This is a genomic window from Streptomyces sparsogenes subsp. cuspidosporus, from assembly GCF_039532705.1.
GTDB lineage: Bacteria > Actinomycetota > Actinomycetes > Streptomycetales > Streptomycetaceae > Streptomyces > Streptomyces sparsogenes.
Genome location: NZ_BAAASD010000016.1, coordinates 57,413 through 73,143, shown reverse-complemented (window position 1 = coordinate 73,143; position 15,731 = coordinate 57,413). Strand labels below are relative to the sequence as shown.

Here is a 15,731-nt window from a genome sequence, read left to right as displayed (position 1 = left end):
GCCGGATCAACCCCGCTCGTCAGCGTAGCGGTCGACGAGTTCGCTGCCGATCCTCCTGCGGGTGGCTAACGAGTCGTGAAGGCGCCTCCGTTGACGTGGATCGTCTGGCCCGTGATGTGCCGGGCGCCCGGGGAGGCGAGGAAGAAGGCGGTCTCGGCGATCTCCTCGGGCCGGCCGGCGCGCTTGTTGTGGGTCTCGGCGACGAGGGCGTCGTGGCGCTCGCGGGTCATCCCGTCGCCGAAGAAGTTGGTGTTCTCCACATACCCGGACGCGATCACGTTGGCCGTGACCCCGCGCGGGCCCAGTTCGGCGGACAGGAAGGCGTTCCAGGCGGCGAGCGCGGCCTTCGCCGCGCCGTAGGCGCCGCCGCCCCGCTCGGCGCCGATGGAGCCGATGCTGATGACCGTCCCGCCCGGCGCCAGCTTCTCCCGCACGGCGGTGGTGGTCAGGACGGCCGTCATCAGGTTCTGCGCCCAGTTGGTCTCCCACTGGGCCCTGACCGCGTCGAGGGGCGAACCGTCGCCGGTGACGGCAGGCGGCAGGCCGCCCGCTGCGTTGACGAGGACGTCGAGGGTGTCGAGCGTGTCGCCGAGGCGGGCGGCCAGTGCCTCGACCTGGCCGGTCTCGGTCGCGTCGCAGACGACACCGCGGACGCCCAGCTCCTTGGCCGCCCGCTCGACGGTTTCCTGGCGGCGCCCGGTGACGGTGACATCCGCGCCGTCGGCGGCGAACCGCGCGGCGGTGGCCCGGCCGATGCCGCTGGTTCCTCCGGTGATGAGCACGGTACGGGGCATGGGTAAGCTCCTCCCAGCTGCTACGTTTAGATCTAAACGTAGATGTCTCGCAGGGGAGTACGCAAATGGCCGACGACGAGACCGCACCCCCGGAGCAGCCGACCGAGCCCTATCCGGTGGCCGAGATCGCCGCCGCCTGGCGGCGCGAACGCCCCAGCGCGCCCACCGAGTCGATCGAGATCGTCACCCCGATCTGGCGGCTGGCCAAGCTCTTCGACGACGACCGCGCCAGGGCGCTGCGTGCCGCGGGCATCGACGCCGCCACCCTCGACCTGCTCTCGGTCATCCGCCGCTCCGGCCCCCCGTACGCCCTCACCACCCGCGAGATCAGCCGCCGGACCCTGGTCACCGCCGGCGCCATCTCCCAGCGCGTGGCGCGCGCCGAACGCGAGGGGCTGGTCCGCCGCGCCCCGGGCGGCACGGGGCGGCGCAGCGTGCTGGTGTCCCTGACGGACGAGGGACACGCCCTCATCGAGCGCTCCGTGGACGAGGTGCTGGGGCGCGAGGCCCGGCTGGTGGCGGGGCTCTCGGCACAGGAGCGGGAGCTGCTGACCGGCCTGCTCGCCAAGCTGACGGCCGACGTCAGGCGGCGGATCGGGGACTCGGAGGAGTGACGGGGAGGTTCCCCGAACCCTGTCAGGGGGCGTCAGGGATACGCTGAGAGTGCCGCACACCCCAAGGAGGCCCGGTCATGACCGCGACTCAAGACCGCCCGCAAATGCTGCCGGAGGAGTTCGAGGAGTACGCGCGGCTGGCGGCGCGCGTGGCGGAAGGCGTGCGATGGGAGTTCATCAACGGGAAGATCGGGGTTACGCCGGTGCCGGATGGCGACCACGGCCGGATCATTCAGTGGCTGGCACGGATCTGCATGCAGGCGAGCCCCGACCTGTGGCTGCACGACCAAGGCCTGAAGGTGGAGACCTACCGCAACGGCCACGCCCGCCCGGACGGCACCCTGGCCCACAGTGACGCGTTCGTCGGGCAGGGGGAGTGGGCTGACGCGGCTGACGTCCTGATGGTCGTCGAGGTCACGTCGTACGACTCGGACACCGACCGTCGGGACCGGGTGGAGAAGCCTCGCGCTTACGCCGAGACCGGCATCCCCGTGTATCTGCTCATCGATCGGGAGGCCGGGGAGGTCACCGTCTTCAGCGAGCCTGACGGCGTCCGGTACGAGAACGCCAAGACCGTTCCCTTCGGCAAGTCGGTCGCGCTGCCCCCGCCCGTGGGAATCGTGCTCGACACCGAGCCGCTCAAGGGCTGGGTGCGCTGAGAGGGCTCTTCCCGACAGGGGTGGGCTCACCGCGCTGTGCTCGCGCCGGGCCGGTAGCGTCCGTCGCTGTACTGACGGACCGCAGCACGAGGACGTGACGGGTGAGCGACAGAGAAGTCCTGGCCGAGCGATTCGAGGAGCACCGCTCCCATCTGCGTGCCGTGGCCTACCGCATGCTGGGCTCGCTGAACGAGGCCGACGACGCCGTGCAGGAGACCTGGCTGAAGCTGAGCCGCTCCAACGTCTCCGACGTGCGCAACCTGGGCGGCTGGCTCACCACCGTGGCCGGCCGGGTGTGCCTGGACATGCTGCGCTCCCGTGGCACGCGCCGTGAGGAGCCGCTGGAGGACCAGGACGGGCTGATCCGGCTGCCCGATCCGGTGGTGAGCGGCCCGGGTGGGGTGGATCCCGAGCAGGAGATCATGGTCGCCGACTCGGTGGGGATCGCCCTCATGATCGTGTTGCAGACCCTCGCGCCCGCCGAGCGGCTGGCGTTCGTCCTGCACGACCTGTTCTCGGTGCCCTTCGACGAGATCGCGCCCATCCTGGGCCGCACCCCCGCCTCCACCCGTCAGCTCGCCAGCCGCGCCCGCCGCCGGGTCGAGGGGGCCGCGCCGGCGGCGGACACCGACGCCGTCCGCAAGCGCGAGGTGGTGGACGCCTTCCTCGCCGCCTCGCGCGGCGGCGACTTCGACGCCCTCCTCGCCGTCCTCGACCCCGACGTCGTGGCGCGCTCCGACGGCGGCACCCTCCGCCCGAGCCTGCTGCGGCGCGGCGCGGCGGACGTGGCCTCGCAGGCGATCACCTTCGCCCGGTTCGCGGAGACCGGACACGCGGTCCTGGTCAACGGCTCGCCCGGGGTGGTGTCCGTCGCGGAGGGCCGGGCGGCGTCGGTCATGGCCTTCACGATCCGGGGCGGCAGGATCGCGGCGATCGACATCCTCACCGACCCCGAGCGCCTCGCGCGACTCGACCTGGGGAGCGTGCTGCCCGGCTGAGCTACGTCCGCCGGCCCGCTGTCGCGGTGACGTCGGCGTCCACGTGTCCGGCCCGCATCTCCAGGTGGCGTCCGGTGAAGCGGGCGCGCATGCGGCGGTCGTGGGTGACGACGACGAGCGCGCCCGAGTAGCCCACCAGGGCTTCTTCCAGCTCTTCGACGAGGGCGGGAGAGAGGTGGTTGGTGGGCTCGTCCAGCAGCAGCAGGTCGGCCGGCTCGCTGACCAGGCGGGCCAGCTCGATCCGGCGCCGCTGCCCGTAGGACAGTTCGCCCACGGTCAGCCGCAGGTCCGCCGGGGTGAACAGGCCCAGGGAGAGCAGGGCGTCGGTGTGCTCGTCCAGGTCGCCCGCGCGGCCGTGGGCGAAGGCCTGCGGCAGCGTCAGGCCGGATGGCCAGGGGGTGGCCTCCTGCCGCAGGTGCGCCACCCGGCCGTGGACCCGCGCCGTGCCCTCGTCCGGCGGCAGTTCACCGGCCAGGACCCGCAGGAGCGTGGTCTTGCCCGCCCCGTTGGGCCCGGTGATCAGCAGCCGCTCGCCGCCCGCGATCCGCAGCGCGGGCACCCGCAGCCGGTCCCCGACGCGGACGCCGGTGAGTTCGGCCGTGACCTGCGGCGCCCGGTCGCCGTCGCCGCCGTCGTCATTGCCGCCGCCACCGTCGCTGCCGGCGGCGGTGGTGATGCGGGCGGCGAAGACCAGCGGCTCCGGTGGTGGGGCGACAGGGTGGTCGGTGAGGCGCTCGACGCGTTCCTTGGCGTTGCGGATACGGGCCATCGCACCGTGGCCACGGCCCCGGGCGCGGAAGGCGCCATGGCCGAACACGGCCAGCGACGCCTTCTGCGGGATGGCGTCCAGCCGGGCCACGTTCGTGGCGGCCAGCTTCCGGTTGCGCGCCAGCTCGGCGCACCAGTCCTCGTACTCCCGCAGCCGGCGCCGGCGCTCGGCGGCCTTGGCGGCGAGATACCCGTCGTAGCCGTCGCCGTAGCGCGCCACCTTCCCCTCGCCGACTTCCAGGATCGTGGTGGTGACCTTCTCCAGGAACACCCGGTCGTGGGTGACCGCGAGCACGGTGCCGCGATGCGCCCGCAGGTGCGCCTCCAGCCAGGCCACCGCCTGGTCGTCCAGGTCGTTGGTCGGCTCGTCCAGCAGCAGCAGCTCCGGCCGGGACGCGAGGGTGGCGGCGAGCGCCAGCCGCGACCGCTCGCCACCGGACAGCGAGCCCAGCACCCGGGCGCGGTCCAGGCCCGGCAGGCCGAGCCCGTGCAGGGCGATGTCCACGCGGGCGTCCGCCTCGTAGCCGCCGCGCGCCTCGTACCGGGCGACCAGGCCCGCATACGTGTCGAGCGCCGCCGTGAGCTCGGCCCCCGTCAGGCCGCGCAGCCCCGACTCGGCGTGGCGCATCCGCGATTCGAGGTCACGCAGATCGGCCAGGGCCAGATCGACGGCGTCCTGGACACTGGCGTCGGGCGGCAGCTCGAGGGACTGGGCGAGATAGCCGACGCCGCCGGGCGCGACCACGGTCAGCTCGCCGTTGTCGGGCAGGTCCCGCCCGGCGACCAGCCTGAGGAGCGTGGATTTCCCCGCCCCGTTGTCGCCGATGATGCCGGCCTTCTCGCCCGGCCTGACGGTGAAGGACACGTCGTCCAGCACCATGTGGTCGTCGTAGCGGCGGGTGACGTGCTGAAGAGAGAGTTGTGCGGCAACCATGGGAGGGTCCCCTGTTCTCGGCCGTGCCGATCAGAACGGGCGGATGGGCGCGTCCGCGCACACCGGGACACCGGGACACCGGGACACCCCATGGCGCCCCCGCCGAGGCGGGTGGCGTCAGCTCGCGTCAAGGCGTCAGCGTCAAGGCGTCAGCTCGCGTCAAGAGGGAGCGGCGGCGCGGAGGAGAACGCGCGACGGCGGAGCCGAGCTCGACGCGGTCGCGCGGGGACTGTCACAGAGAACCCATGCGCAGCACCGTACACCGGGGGTCGGCGACCACGCAGGTCATTTTCGGCCGCCTGAGGGGTCCGGAAGGCGGGGGCTTAGCATAAGCCCCTGGCATGGACACCATCACTCTCTGGGAACTCGTCGCGCTCGCCGGGGCCGCGACCCTCGTCGGGTTCTCGAAAACAGCGGTCAGCGGCGCCAACACGGTCAGCCTCGCGATCTTCGCGGCCGTACTCCCGGCCCGCGAGTCGACCGGGATACTGCTCCCGCTGCTCATCGTCGGCGACGTGTTCGCCGTCCGCGCCTATCGGCGCCACGCCGACTGGGCGACGCTCGTGCGGCTGTTTCCCGCCGTGGCCGCCGGGGTGGTGGCGGGCACGGTGTTCATGCTGTGGGCCGACGACGCCGCGGTGCGCACCTCCATCGGGGTGATCCTGCTGGTGATGGCCTCGGTCACGGTCTGGCGCCGGCGGACGGCCGGACAACAGGCGAGAGAGCAGAAGGGACAGGGGGAAGAGGAGGGGCGGGGCGAGCCGGCGGGGGAGGGGCGGAGCCGCGCGCGGCTCAAGGCCGGGTCGTACGGGGTGCTCGGCGGGTTCACCACGATGGTGGCCAACGCGGGCGGGCCGGTCATGTCGATGTATCTGCTTTCCGCGGGCTTCCGGAAGCTCGGCTTCCTGGGCACCTCGGCGTGGTTCTTCCTGGTCGTCAACGTCGCCAAGGTGCCCTTCAGCGTCGGCCTCGGCCTGATCGACGGACACTCGCTGCTGCTGGACGCGGGCCTGGCGCTGTGCGTGGTCCCCGGGGCGTTCCTGGGCAGGGCGGTGGTGGACCGGATCAATCAGCGGCTCTTCGAGCGGCTGGTGATCGCGGCCACCGTGGTGGGCGGGCTTCAGCTGCTCCTGCGCTGAGGCTCCTCCCGGGCTCCGCCGCCCTCGCTCTCCTCGTTCGCCTCGGCCTCGTCGTACTCGGCGAGGTGATGCGGTGACCCGCGTCACACCCGGCTCCTGTCAGCAATCGGGGCGCCGTCTCGTTCAAGGGGCACGCGCATGAGACAGGAGCATCGCCATGAAGCACCGCATCGTCGTACTCGGCGCCGGATACGCCGGGGCCTTCGCCGCCGGAAACCTGGCCCGCCGGCTGTCCCCCGCCGACACCGAGATCACCGTCGTCAACGCCGTGCCCGATTTCGTCGAGCGGATGCGGCTGCACCAGCTCGCGATCGGCCAGGACCTGGCGTTCCCCAAGCTCGCCGACGTGTTCGCGGGCACCGGGGTGCGGCTGCGCCTGGCGCGTGTCACCGGCGTCGACCCCGAGCGCAGGACGGTCGCCGTGACCGGCGAGGACGGCGACGGCGAGCTGACGTACGACACCCTTCTCTACGCGCTCGGCAGCTCGGTCGCCCGCCATGGCGTGCCCGGCGTGGCCGAGTACGCCTTCGACGTGACCGGCCGGTCCTCGGCGCTGCGGCTGCGCGAGCGCCTGGCCGGCCTGGGCGAGGGGGGTGCCGTGCTGGTCGTCGGGGAGGGGCTGACCGGCATCGAGACCGCCACCGAGTTCGCCGAGTCCCGGCCCGACCTGTCGGTCGCGCTCGCCGCCCGCGGCGAGCTGGGCGCCTGGCTCTCCCCGAAGGCCCGCCGCCATCTGCGCCAGACCTTCGCCCGGCTCGGCATCACCGTCCACGAGCACACCGGCATCGAAGCCGTCGAGCCGACACGGGCGATCGCCGCCGGCGGTACGTCCATCCCGGCCGACGTGACCGTGTGGTCGGCCGGGTTCGCCGTGGACCCCCTCGCGGCCGCCGCCGGCCTGGAGGTCACCGAGGCCGGCCGGATCGTCGTCGACCGGACCATGCGCTCGGTCTCGCACCCGGATGTCTACGCCGCCGGTGACTGCGCCTACGCGATCGGCGACAACGGCCGGCCGCTGCCGATGTCCTGCGCGTCGGCCGGCTCCACCACCATGCAGGCGACCGCCGCCATCATCGCGCGCCTGACGGGCGGCGAGGTCCCGACCGTCGGGCTGAAGTACTACGGCAACCACATCAGCCTGGGGCGGCGGGACGCGATCTTCCAGATGGTGGACGACGACGTCCGGTCGAAGTCCTGGTACCTGGGCGGCCGGGCCGCCGCGCGGCTCAAGGCGGGCGTGCTCAAGGGGGCCGGGTGGAGCATCGCCCACCCGACCTTCGGCATGCCGAAGCGCAAGCGCCGCCTGGCCACCGCGCCCGGCCGGGCCGGTGTGAAGGCCGCCGCATAGGCTCCTTGAGCATGGACAGCGCAGCCATCGATCGATTCGAGGCCGGCCGGGGTCGGCTGGCCTCGCTCGCGTACCGTCTGCTCGGCTCGGCCGCCGACGCCGAGGACGCCGTGCAGGACGCGTTCCTGCGCTGGCAGGCGGCGGACCGGGGACGCATCGAGGCGCCGGAGGCGTGGCTGACCAAGGTCGTCACCAATCTCTGCCTCGACCGGCTCCGCTCGGCGCAGGCGCGCCACGAGCGGGCCGTCGGAGACTGGCTGCCCGAGCCACTCCTCGAGGGCGACCCGATGCTCGGCCCCGCCGACACCTTCGAGCAGCGCGAATCGGTGTCGTTGGCGGTACTGACCCTCATGGAGCGCCTCTCGCCGGTCGAGCGTGCCGCTTACGTCCTGCGTGAGGCCTTCTCGTACTCCCATGCCGAGATCGCCGGGATCCTCGACATCACCGAGTCCGCGAGCCAGCAGCATGTCCACCGGGCCCGGCGCCGGGTCACCGCCGAGCGCCGCGGCGGCGGCGAGGTGGACCCCGCGTCCGCACGCCGGATCGTCGAGGAGTTCCTCGCCGCGGCCACGTCGGGGCGCACGGAACGGCTGGTGGCGATGCTCACCGCCGACGCGACCGCGGTCTCGGACGGCGCCGGACTGGCCAGGCGGCTGCTGCGGCACACGACACGGGAGCGCATCGCCTCCTACGTGCGGGCCGGCTTCAAGCCCACCCCGGCGAAGCGGCGGCTGGCCGGCGGCTCCCCGGCGCTCCACATCGCGCTGGTCAACGGCTCGCCGGCGGTCGTCGCCGTGGTCGACGGCCGGGTCGTGGGCGTCGTGGCGTTCGAGGTCGCCGACGGCAAGGTCGCGTCCCTGCGCGGCATCGCCGCCGCGGGCCGGCTCGCGCGCCTCGACGAGGCCTGGCGGCGGCACGCACCCGGCGCGCCGGTCGTCACCGCATGGTGACCGGAGCCGCCGGAATCCAGTGGCCCAGGCGCCGCCGGGTGACCTGGGCGCGGGGTGGTTCAGGCGCCGGGTGACCTAGGCGCCGCCCCGGGACGCGATGAGCGCGGCGAGGCCGTCCAGGATCCGCTCCAGGCCGAAGCGGAAGACGTAGTCGGGGTTGTACGGGCTCTGGTGGGCCTGGCCCGCGGCGGCGCCCACCCGGGCGGCGAGGGGGTAGCGCTCGGCGTCGAAGACCTTGGCCAGCAGGGGCGCGTGGGCCTCCCACCACTGGGCGTCGGACATGGCGCTGTCCCGGGCTGCGGCCTGGGCGTCCGACTCGGAGCGGGCCACGGAGCGGACGAAGTCGAACAGGAGGCTGACCGCGGCGTCCATCTCGACGTCGTCCAGGCCCAGGCCCTCGAACACGGCCAGTTCGTGCTCGTACCTGGCCATGATGCCCGGGCCGAGCGGCGGGCGGATGGCGGGCAGGGTCGCCACCCAGGGGTGGCGGCGGCACAGCTCCAGGTTCTCGCGCGCCAGGGCCTCGGCCCGGGCGCGCCAGGGGCCGTCCGGCCGGCCGGTGCGCGGCATGTCCAGGCAGACGGCGTCCATCATCAGGTCCAGCAGCTCGGCCTTGCCGGGGACGTAGGTGTAGAGGGTCATCGGCGTGACGCCGAGGCGCTGGGCGACCCCGCGCATGGTCAGCGCCTCCAGGCCGCCGGAGTCGGCGAGCGCGATGGCGGCCCGGACGACGGCGTCGACGCTCAGGCCCTGTCTGGGGCCGCGGCGGGGTGGCGCGTCCTGGGGCGCGGGCTCGCGCCACAGCAGTTCCAGGGTGCGGGCCGGGTCTCCCGCGCCGCTGCGTTCCTTGGCCATGCCCACCGTTCCTCGCCCGGCCGCGCTCCTCCGCGGCTATTCTGTACGTCGTATAGAGTACAGCGTACATAGATCGTGTTCCAGGAGGAGAAGCCGTGAACGCCACGTCCGGACCCCGCCCGGCCGACAGCCACCATGTGATCCAGGTCCGCGGAGCACGGGCGAACAATCTCAAGGACGTCTCCCTGGACATCCCCAAGCGTAGGCTCACGGTCTTCACCGGGGTGTCGGGATCCGGGAAGTCCTCGCTGGTGTTCGGCACCATCGCCGCCGAGTCGCAGCGGCTGATCAACGAAACGTACACGGCCTTCGTCCAGTCGTTCATGCCGAGCCTGAGCCGCCCCGACGTGGACGGGCTGCACAATCTGAGCGCCGCGATCGTCGTCGACCAGGAGCGGATCGGCGCCAACTCCCGCTCCACCGTGGGCACCGCCACCGACGCCTACACCATGCTGCGGATTGTCTTCAGCCGGCTCGGCGTCCCGCACATCGGCACCTCGACCGCCTTCAGCTTCAACAGCCCCGAGGGCATGTGCCCGGCGTGCGAGGGGCTCGGCCAGGTCTCCAAGATCGACGTCGATCAGCTGGTGGACCGCGGACTGTCCCTGAACGAGGGCGCCATCACCGTTCCCACCTTCGCCGTGGACTCCTGGTACTGGCAGGTGATGGCCCACTCCGGCCTCTTCGACCCGGACAAGAAGCTCGCGGACTACACCGAGGGGGAGTGGGCGGACTTCCTCCACAAGGAGTCCACCAAGATCAAGATCGGCTCCCACAACATCAACTACGAGGGGCTCATCCCCAAGATCCAGCGGCTCTACCTCTCCAAGGACCGCGAATCCATGCAGCCCCACATCCGCGCCTTCGTGGACCGGGCCGTCGTCTTCGCCGACTGCCCGGACTGCGGCGGCACCAGGCTGAGCGCCGCCGCGCTCTCCTCGACCATCGACGGGGTCAACATCGCCCAGTGCTCGGCCATGCAGATCAGCGAACTCGCCGAGTTCGTACGGGGCATCGACGACGCCTCGGTGGCGCCGCTGCTCGCCAATCTGCGGCAACTGCTCGAATCACTGGTCGAGATCGGGCTCGGCTATCTGAGCCTGGACCGCCCTTCCGCCACCCTCTCCGGCGGCGAGGCGCAGCGCGTCAAGATGGTGCGACACCTGGGCTCCAGCCTGACCGATGTGACGTACGTCTTCGACGAGCCGACCGTCGGCCTGCACCCGCACGACATCCGGCGGATGAACGACCTGCTGCTGCGACTGCGCGACAAGGGCAACACGGTGCTGGTCGTCGAGCACAAGCCCGAGGTGATCGCCATCGCCGACCACGTGGTGGACCTCGGCCCCGGCGCGGGCACGAGCGGCGGCGAGATCTGCTTCACCGGCGACGTCAGCGGGCTGCGCGCCTCCGGCACCCTCACCGGGCGCCACCTGGAACACCGGGCGCGGCTGCGCGAGACGGTCCGCACCCCGCGCGGGCAGCTGTCCATCAAGGGCGCCGACCTGCACAACCTCAAGGGCGTCGACGTGGACATCCCCACCGGCGTGCTGACCGTGGTCACCGGCGTCGCCGGGTCGGGCAAGAGCTCGCTGATCCACGGATACCTCGCCGGACGGGACGGGGTGGTGGTGGCCGACCAGTCTCCCATCCGCGGCTCACGCCGCTCCAACCCGGCCACGTACACCGGGCTGCTGGGCCCGATCCGTACCGCCTTCGCCAAGGCCAACGGCGTCAAGGCCGCTCTCTTCAGCGCCAATTCGGAAGGGGCCTGCCCCCACTGCAACGGCATCGGGCTGATCTACACCGACCTGGCGATGATGGCCGGGGTGGCCTCGGTGTGCGAGCAGTGCGAGGGCAAGCGGTTCACGCCCGAGGTGCTGACCTACACGCTGCGTGGCAAGAACATCAGCGAGGTGCTGGCCATGTCGGTGGCCGAGGCCCACGAGTTCTTCCCCTCCGGGCAGGCACACGCCGTCCTGGGGCGGCTGGTGGACGTCGGGCTGAGCTATCTGCGGCTCGGCCAGCCGCTGAACACCCTCTCCGGCGGCGAGCGCCAGCGCATCAAGCTGGCCATCCACATGGCCGAGAAGTCCTCGACGTACATCCTGGACGAGCCGACCACCGGACTGCACCTGGCCGACGTGGACAAGCTGCTGGCCCTGCTGGACCGGCTCGTCGACGACGGAAACACGGTCGTCGTCATCGAACACCACCAGGCCGTGATGGCACACGCCGACTGGCTCGTCGACCTCGGCCCCGGCGGCGGCCACGACGGCGGCCGGGTGGTGTTCACCGGCACCCCCGCCGACCTGGTCGCCCACGGCGACACGCTGACGGCCCGCCACCTGCGGGAGTACGTGGGGGCGTGACTCTCCGGGCGGTCGGTCCACGTGTCGCCGGCCGGTGTGTCGGCCGGCCGCTTGGGGCAGTCGGCCGCTTGGGGCAGTCGGCCGCTTGGGGCAGCCGGCGCGTCAGCCGGTGGCGGTGAGCCGGCGCCGGTAGCGGACCGCGGGCTTCCCCTCGAGCGTGATGTCCTCCACGGCCGTGAACCCGCTGCCCCGGAGCACGGCCATGGAGGCCGGATTGTCGCGGGTGGCGGACGCCATGAGCGTGGTCAGCCCGTACGACCCGACGGCCAGGCGGCACACCTCCGCGACGGCGGCCTTCGCGACACCCCGGCCGGCGGCCCGCTCGCCCACGCGATAGCCGAGATCCGCCGAGCCCTCCACGGCATCCATCAGATTGACCCGGCCGATCAGGTCTCCCGCCTCGTCCAGGACCACATGGAAGTGGCACACCCCGGCCTCCTGCTCGGCCAGCCGCAGGCGGTGGAGGGCGGCGAAGTCCGCGAAGTACGCGTCGCCGCGGTCCGGGACGGACCGCGCGAAGTACTCCCGGTTCTCCCGTTCGAAAGCCAGCAGGGCGGGCGCGTGGTCCGCACGGAGCCGCTCCAGTCTCACCATGCCAGGAGCATACGGCCCGGCCCGAGCCGCGCGCCGCCCGTTAAATCCCGGGCGCGGGTGCGGGGGCGGTGCTGCGGCGGACGACCAGCTCGGTGGGGATGTCCACCCGGACCCCCGGCTCGGGCGCGCGGCGGAGCTGGTCCAGCATCAGCGCCAGACACCGGCGGCCCACCTCGGCGAAGTCCGTACGGACGGTGGTCAGCGGCGGCAGCAGATGCGCGGCCTCGGGGATGTCGTCGTAGCCGACCACGCTGACGTCCTCGGGCACCCGGCGCCCGGCCTCGTGCAGGGCGCGCAGCACACCCACCGCCATCTGGTCGTTCGACACGAACACCGCCGTGACCTCCGGCCGCTCGGCCACCCGGCGGCCCAGCTCATAGCCCGAGTCCGCGCTCCAGTCCCCGAACAGCGGCTCGGGCGCGGCGGCCCCCGCGTCCTTCAGCGCCGCCCGCCAGCCGTCCACCCGGGCCTCCGCCGCGATCCAGCCCACCGGGCCCGCGATGTGCCAGACCGTGCGGTGGCCGAGGGCAAGCAGGTGCTCGGTGGCCTGGCGGGCGCCGGACGCCGAGTCCCCGGCGACGACCGGGACCCGCTCCCCGAAGCTCTTGTCGAGGGTGACCAGCGGGATGTCGTGGCCCGCCTCCACCAGGGCCTGGCTCACCGAGCGCTGCGGCGCGATGGCGATCACCCCGTCCGCGCCCTCGCCCAGCAGCCGGTCCAGCGCGCCCGCCACGGACGCCTGGTCGGCGGCGGTCAGCGCGATCGTACTGACCAGGTAACCGGCCGACTGCGCCGCCTCGTTGATCCCCGCCAGGGTGGCGGCCGGGCCGAAGCGGGTCGCGTCGAAGGAGATCACACCGAGCATCCGGCTGCGCCCGCTGGCCAGCGTGCGGGCGCTCGCGGTCGGCCGGTAGCCCAGCTCCCGCATCGCGGCCCGCACCCGCTCCCGGGTCTCCGCCCGGACCTTCGGATGGTCGTTGAGCACCCGCGACACGGTCTGCCCGGACACCCCCGCGAGCCGGGCCACATCCGCCATTCGGACCCCGGAGCCGGCCGTGCCCCGGCGCCGCCTGGTCCGGGCGGGCTCCGCCATACCGGGTCTTCCCTCCTGCTGCCGACGCCTGCCTGCCGCGCCTGCCTGGTTGTGTTCGCGTGCCTACACCCTAGGCCCCCGCGCCCGTGCCGGGGACGGCCCGGCGGAGGCCGCCGGGCGGGTGGCGGCGGCCGGGCGCGGCGCGGTGGCGCGGATCAGCCAGACCGTCGTGGTCAGGCAGACCGCCGACACGGCGGCCAGGATCAGGGGTACGGCGCGGATACCCGACAGCTCGATGGCCTTGCCCAGCGCGGGGCCCGCCGCCACGCCGCCGACCATGGAGGCCGCGATGACCAGCGCCCCGGCCCGGCGGGCGCGCGGTGCCGCGTCGTTCAGCCACGGCAGGCCGGTCGGGAAGATCGGCGCGATGAACAGGCCGACGCCCGCGTACGCGTACGGCGCCGGCCCGGGCACCGCGGCGAGCAGCAGGCAGGCGGTCATGCCCGCGCAGCTCACCACGATGATGGACCGGGCGGGCCAGCGCAGCGCGAGGGGCACGACCAGGAAGCGGCCGACCGTCATCATCAGCCAGTACACGGAGGTCGCGGAGGCGGCGGCGGTGGCGCCGTAGCCGACGGTCTCCAGGTGGGTGGGTTCCCAGCCGCCGACCCCCGCCTCGATGCCGACGTGGAGGACGTAGAGCAGGACGAAGGCACCCAGCACGGTGGCCAGGCCGCGGGACCGCGCCCGCGCCCGCCGCGCCTCGGCGTCGGCCCCGCCGTCCGCGCCGCTCCCGTCGCCTCCGCCGTCCCGTGCCGCGTCGTCCCCGCCGGCCTGGCCGTCCCTGCCGTCCGCCGTGCGCGGCGGGGCCTCGTCGCGCACGCCCGCCAGGCACAGCAGCAGCGGCAGGGTCAGCGCGGCGAAGCCGAGGAAGACGGCGGTGTACCGGTCCGCCCCCACCAGCCCGATCAGCGCGGGCCCGAGGATCGCGCCGATGCCGAAGTGGGCGTTGAGGACGTTGAGCATGGCGGTGCTGCGGCGCCCGAAGCCGACGGCGAACAGCTGGTTCAGGCCGTAGTCGATGCCGCCGAAGCCGAGGCCGGCCACCAGCGCCATGGCGAGGGCGGCGGGCCACGCGGGGGCCAGGGCGAAACCGGCCGCGCCGACGGCCATGAGCAGATACGAACCACCCAGGAGCTTGCGGTTGCCGATGCGGCCGGCGGCGTCGGCCCGGCCGAAGAGCCGGTCGAAGACGAGGACGCCCGCGACGCCCCCGACGAAGTGCGCGCTCAGACCCAGGCCGGCGGTGGAGGGCGTCAGGCCGAACTCGTCGCGGAAGGCGGGGATCGCCGGGCCGTAGAGCGCCTGGAGGGCGCCGATCAGGATGAAGCCCACACACGACGCGACCACCGCGGCTCGGCTGAACAGCGGGGTCCGGTCGTCGGGCCCAGGGAGCGAGCGCATGCTCGGAGGCGTGTCCACGACCCGGAGTGTTACCGCTAACATTCCATGCGTCAAGACACCCTCGAGACATCCGCCACGCCCTCTCCGCGGCCGGCGGGAGTCCGGCGGGAGTCCGGCGGGACGGCCCTCGCACACGCTTGCGCCCCCGCCCGCCTCGGGTACAGTGTTCGCGGCTCCAGCAGTGAACGACCGAGGAGGTGAGACCCATTACCGCTTGTCAGGTCGGGTGCTCCCCTCTCGCGGCCGTGCGGTCCCTCAAGGCATAGGTGACCGCGGGAGCGCCCTCAGGCGTTCCGAAAGGCTCACATGTCGGTCTCACCGTCACTTCTGCCCCTCTCCACCATCGTCACCAGGCTCCGGGCCGTCGGCTGTGTCTTCGCCGAGGACGAGGCGCGGCTGCTGGTCGGCACCGCGCGCACCGCTGACGAACTCGCCACCATGCTCGACCGGCGCGTCGCGGGCCTGCCCCTGGAACACGTCCTCGGCTGGGCGGAGTTCCACGGCCGGCGGATGGCCGTGGACCCCGGTGTCTTCGTCCCCCGCAGGCGCACCGAGTTCCTCGTCGACCAGGCCGTCGGCCTCGCCCGGCCCGGGGCGGTGGTGGTCGACCTGTGCTGTGGCTCGGGCGCGGTGGGCGCCGCGCTGCTCGCGGCCCTGGGCCGGATCGAGCTGTACGCGGTGGACATCGAGCCCGCCGCGGTGCGCTGCGCGCGGCGCAACATCCCCGCCGGCCAGGGCCGGGTCTACGAGGGCGACCTCTACGAGCCGCTGCCCGCCGCGCTGTGCGGCCGCGTCGACGTACTGGTCGCCAACGCCCCGTACGTCCCCACCGACGCCATCCGGCTGCTGCCGCCCGAGGCCCGCGACCACGAGCCGAGGGTGGCGCTCGACGGCGGCGCGGACGGGCTGGACGTCCAGCGGCGGGTGCTCGCCGAGGCGGCCCGCTGGCTGGCGCCGGGCGGCCATCTGCTGGTCGAGACGAGCGAGCGTCAGGCGCCGGGCACCGCGCGGGCCTTCGCCCGGCACGGACTGACCCCACGGGTGACCGGGGACGAGGAGCGGGGCGCGACCGTGGTCATCGGCGCCCGCCCCGCCGCGGACTGACCCGGCCCGGCTCGGAAACGCCACAACCCGGCCCGTCACGGCCTGGCCCGCCCCTCCCGGCCCGGCCCGCCCGTCACGGCCTGGCCCGCCCGGCCTGGCCCGGCT

The 15,731-nt window shown here is 73.4% G+C and carries 14 protein-coding genes; 8 read left to right on the top strand and 6 right to left on the bottom strand.

Annotated features, from left to right (window positions below; all coding sequences use genetic code 11):
• Positions 1-65 precede the first annotated feature (65 nt).
• Entirely contained in the window at positions 66-794 is a 729-nt protein-coding gene (locus ABFY07_RS20310; RefSeq protein WP_346175855.1) for an SDR family NAD(P)-dependent oxidoreductase, read from the bottom strand.
• 65 nt (positions 795-859) lie between these two features.
• Here ABFY07_RS20310 and ABFY07_RS20305 point away from each other — a divergent pair, with 65 nt between their 5' ends.
• From ABFY07_RS20305 to ABFY07_RS20295, 3 genes are all read left to right on the top strand, one after another.
• Positions 860-1,408 carry a MarR family winged helix-turn-helix transcriptional regulator gene (locus tag ABFY07_RS20305; protein WP_346175854.1) on the top strand — a complete coding sequence of 183 codons (549 nt, stop codon included), beginning with the start codon at positions 860-862 and terminating at the stop codon, positions 1,406-1,408.
• A gap of 77 nt (positions 1,409-1,485) precedes the next feature.
• Positions 1,486-2,067, top strand: a complete 582-nt coding sequence (locus ABFY07_RS20300; protein ID WP_346175853.1) for a Uma2 family endonuclease — start codon at positions 1,486-1,488, stop codon at positions 2,065-2,067.
• Positions 2,068-2,168: 101 nt separating this feature from the next.
• Positions 2,169-3,065, top strand: a complete 897-nt coding sequence (locus ABFY07_RS20295) for a sigma-70 family RNA polymerase sigma factor (RefSeq protein WP_346175852.1) — start codon at positions 2,169-2,171, stop codon at positions 3,063-3,065.
• 1 nt (position 3,066) lies between these two features.
• Here the strand turns inward: ABFY07_RS20295 and ABFY07_RS20290 are convergent, their stop codons facing one another.
• Entirely contained in the window at positions 3,067-4,767 is a 1,701-nt protein-coding gene (locus ABFY07_RS20290) for a TlrC/CarA/OleB/SrmB family ABC-F type ribosomal protection protein (protein ID WP_346175851.1), read from the bottom strand.
• 341 nt (positions 4,768-5,108) lie between these two features.
• On the opposite strand from ABFY07_RS20290, the gene ABFY07_RS20285 reads away from it, so the two are divergent.
• The 3 genes from ABFY07_RS20285 (at position 5,109) to ABFY07_RS20275 (ending at position 8,204) form a co-directional block, all read left to right on the top strand.
• Positions 5,109-5,906: a sulfite exporter TauE/SafE family protein gene (locus ABFY07_RS20285; protein ID WP_346175850.1), complete on the top strand. Its 798-nt coding sequence runs from the start codon at positions 5,109-5,111 to the stop codon at positions 5,904-5,906.
• 157 nt (positions 5,907-6,063) lie between these two features.
• Positions 6,064-7,254 (top strand): NAD(P)/FAD-dependent oxidoreductase, encoded by a 1,191-nt coding sequence (locus ABFY07_RS20280; RefSeq protein ID WP_346175849.1) that lies wholly within the window; start codon positions 6,064-6,066, stop codon positions 7,252-7,254.
• A gap of 11 nt (positions 7,255-7,265) precedes the next feature.
• Positions 7,266-8,204, top strand: coding sequence for a sigma-70 family RNA polymerase sigma factor (locus ABFY07_RS20275; protein ID WP_346175848.1), 939 nt, complete (start codon positions 7,266-7,268; stop codon positions 8,202-8,204).
• A 75-nt stretch (positions 8,205-8,279) separates the two neighbouring features.
• Here the strand turns inward: ABFY07_RS20275 and ABFY07_RS20270 are convergent, their stop codons facing one another.
• Positions 8,280-9,059, bottom strand: coding sequence for a TetR/AcrR family transcriptional regulator (locus ABFY07_RS20270; RefSeq protein ID WP_346175847.1), 780 nt, complete (start codon positions 9,057-9,059; stop codon positions 8,280-8,282).
• Positions 9,060-9,196: 137 nt separating this feature from the next.
• On the opposite strand from ABFY07_RS20270, the gene ABFY07_RS20265 reads away from it, so the two are divergent.
• Complete coding sequence (locus ABFY07_RS20265; protein ID WP_346175928.1) at positions 9,197-11,431, top strand: ATP-binding cassette domain-containing protein; 2,235 nt, start codon at positions 9,197-9,199, stop codon at positions 11,429-11,431.
• Positions 11,432-11,533: 102 nt separating this feature from the next.
• Here ABFY07_RS20265 and ABFY07_RS20260 read toward each other — a convergent pair whose 3' ends face one another.
• The 3 genes from ABFY07_RS20260 to ABFY07_RS20250 all read right to left on the bottom strand — a co-directional run bounded on the left by ABFY07_RS20260 (position 11,534) and on the right by ABFY07_RS20250 (position 14,522).
• Entirely contained in the window at positions 11,534-12,025 is a 492-nt protein-coding gene (locus ABFY07_RS20260; RefSeq protein WP_346175846.1) for a GNAT family N-acetyltransferase, read from the bottom strand.
• Between the two features lie 40 nt (positions 12,026-12,065).
• Positions 12,066-13,118, bottom strand: coding sequence for a LacI family DNA-binding transcriptional regulator (locus ABFY07_RS20255; protein WP_346175845.1), 1,053 nt, complete (start codon positions 13,116-13,118; stop codon positions 12,066-12,068).
• A 63-nt stretch (positions 13,119-13,181) separates the two neighbouring features.
• Entirely contained in the window at positions 13,182-14,522 is a 1,341-nt protein-coding gene (locus ABFY07_RS20250; RefSeq protein ID WP_346175844.1) for an MFS transporter, read from the bottom strand.
• Positions 14,523-14,828: 306 nt separating this feature from the next.
• On the opposite strand from ABFY07_RS20250, the gene ABFY07_RS20245 reads away from it, so the two are divergent.
• Positions 14,829-15,626, top strand: a complete 798-nt coding sequence (locus ABFY07_RS20245) for a putative protein N(5)-glutamine methyltransferase (RefSeq protein WP_346175843.1) — start codon at positions 14,829-14,831, stop codon at positions 15,624-15,626.
• Positions 15,627-15,731: the final 105 nt, after the last annotated feature.